This is a genomic window from Micrococcus sp. HG099, assembly GCF_024723355.1.
Lineage (GTDB): Bacteria > Actinomycetota > Actinomycetes > Actinomycetales > Micrococcaceae > Micrococcus > Micrococcus endophyticus.
On sequence record NZ_JANQCJ010000207.1, the window covers coordinates 1 to 2,400 of the forward strand.

At 75.3% G+C, this 2,400-nt stretch carries 2 protein-coding genes; both read right to left on the bottom strand.

All coding sequences use genetic code 11. From position 1 onward, the window contains the following. A partial coding sequence (locus NWP10_RS11565) for a proline dehydrogenase family protein (protein ID WP_258301002.1) occupies positions 1-1,648 on the bottom strand: 1,648 nt, incomplete at its 3' end. Between the two features lie 47 nt (positions 1,649-1,695). Then, positions 1,696-2,259, bottom strand: a complete 564-nt coding sequence (locus NWP10_RS11570) for an acyl-CoA thioesterase (protein WP_258301003.1) — start codon at positions 2,257-2,259, stop codon at positions 1,696-1,698. Positions 2,260-2,400: the final 141 nt, after the last annotated feature.

Here is a 2,400-nt window from a genome sequence, read left to right on the forward strand (position 1 = left end):
GGGCCTGCGTGTCCGCGATCGCGGCGCGGGCGGCCTCGGCGGTGCCCACGCGGTGCGCGCGGGCGCGCTCGGCCCCCAGCGCCGAGCCCGGGATCGCCTCGAGGATCCCGCGCGCCCAGGCGCGGTTGCCGGGCAGCGAGGGGTCGGTGTCCGGGGTGTTGGCGAACCCGTCCACGGGGGCCGGCCGTACGCCGTCCTCCCCGCGCGAGCGGTCCTGGCCGCGGGAGGGGCGGGGCACCTCGGCGTCCAGGTGGGCCAGCGAGGCGCGGAAGCGCTCCTCCTCGCGGGCGAACAGGGCCTCGTCCGCGTCCAGGTCGAAGACCGCGGACATGAAGTTCTCCGGGGAGGCGCCCTCCTCGAGGCGGCGCACGAGGTAGGAGATGGCCACGTCGAACTCCTCGGGCCGCACCACCGGGGTGTAGAGCAGCAGCGAGCCGACGTCCGCCTTCACGGCGGCGGCCTGGCCGGTGGCCATGCCCAGCAGCATCTCGAACTCCACCTGCTCCGGGCCGAGGCCGCGGCGGTCCATGAGGCGGTGGGCCAGGGCGACGTCGAAGAGGTTGTGCCCGGCCACGCCGATGCGCACGTGGCGCAGGTGCTCCGGGGTGAGCGCGTAGTTCAGGACTCGCTTGTAGTTGGTGTCCGCCTCCTGCTTGGAGGCCACGGTGGCCACCGGCCAGCCCATGAGGGAGGCCTGCATCTGCTCCATGGGCAGGTTGGCGCCCTTGACCACGCGCACCTTCACGGGGGCCCCGCCGGCGGCCACGCGACGGGCCGCCCACTCCTGCAGGCGCACCATGGCCGCGAGCGCGTCCGGCAGGTAGGCCTGCAGCACGATCCCGGCCTCGTAGTCGCGCAGCCCGGGCTGCTCGAGCAGGCCGGTGAACACGTTCAGGGTGAGGTCGAGGTCGTGGTACTCCTCCATGTCCAGGTTGATGAAGGTGCCGTTGTCCCGGGCCAGCTCGTAGAGCGGCGTGAGGCGCTCGGCTATGTCCGCGACGGCCTCGTCGAACGCGTAGGGGGCGTGCGGGGCGGTGGCGGCGGAGACCTTCACGGACACGTAGTCCACGTCCTTGCGGCGGATGAGCCCGGCGATGCCCTCGAGGCGGCGGTCGGCCTCGCCCTTGCCGAGGATGGCCTCGCCGAGCAGGTTCACGTTCAACCGGGTGCGCTCGTCGCGCAGGGCGGCGATGGCCTCGCCGAGCTGCCGGTCGCGCGCGTCGACGATCAGGTGGGAGACCATCCGGCGCAGCACGCGCCGGGCCACCGGCACGGCGACGCGCGGCACGAGCGGGGCCGCGCGGCCGCCGACGCCGAACACGGCGCGCAGGGCCGGGGGCAGGAAACCGGGGGCCTGCTGGGCGAGCTCGCGCAGGGCGCGGGCGGCGATGGCCGGGTCCTCCGGCCGCACCACGTGGTCCACGAAGCGGACGATGAAGTCCAGGCCGCCCGGCTCCTTCAGGGCGCCGGCCAGCTGCTGGGCGGCGAAGTCGGCCTGGTGGCCGCGCGCGTCGGCGAGCCAGCGGCGGACCTGCGCGACGGCGTCGTCGGCCAGGTGCTGGAGGTCGGCGGGGTCGGGGATGCCGCCGGTGGCGGTGAGGACGCGGTCGAGGTCGTCGTGGTCCTGCGCGGAGAACGTGGGGGTCATGGGCGCACTCTGCACGTGAGCCGCGTCACCGGTCAAACCGGCCCCGGTCAGCGCCCCCAGGAGTGCGGCAGCGGGGTGCGCGCCGAGGGCAGGGCGACCTGCTCGCGCCAGTCGTGCAGCCAGCCCGGCAGCTCGGGCTCGGCGGCCGGATCGTGGCCCAGCTCGACGGCGAGGGCGCGCACCTCGTCGTTGCCCACGGGGGTGCCGTCGCGGCCGCGCAGCCGGGTGCAGACGTACCCGCGCACGGCCACGTCCCCGGCCACCACCACGCGCTGCTCGAACCAGACGGCGCGCTCGTCGAGGCCGATGATCCGGGTCTCCAGGGTGAACGCGGTGCCCAGGGTGACGGAGCGGCGGAAGGCGATCTGCTCGGCCTGCACCACGGGCAGCCAGCCGCGCCGGCGGACGGCCCGCATGACGCCGGAGCGGGCCATGAGGTCGAAGCGGCCGAGGTCGAACAGGCCGAAGTACTGGCCGTTGTTCACGTGCCCGGCGATGTCCACGTCCGTGGGCAGGGCCCGCATCGGCAGGGACGCGGAGTCCCAGATCGACAGGGGCGGGCGGCGGCGGGCGCGGGCGAGCACCCAGAGGGTGCGTGGGATCAGATGCATGTCCCCACCCTGCCAGAGCGGCCCGGTCCGGGGCCGCCGCACCCCCCTGCCGCGCCGCGAGGCGGCCTATGCTCGGCAGGGAGGACGCGTCCCGCGCGCGTCCGAGCATCACGCCCCATGCAGCACGCCTCACGCCCCCGG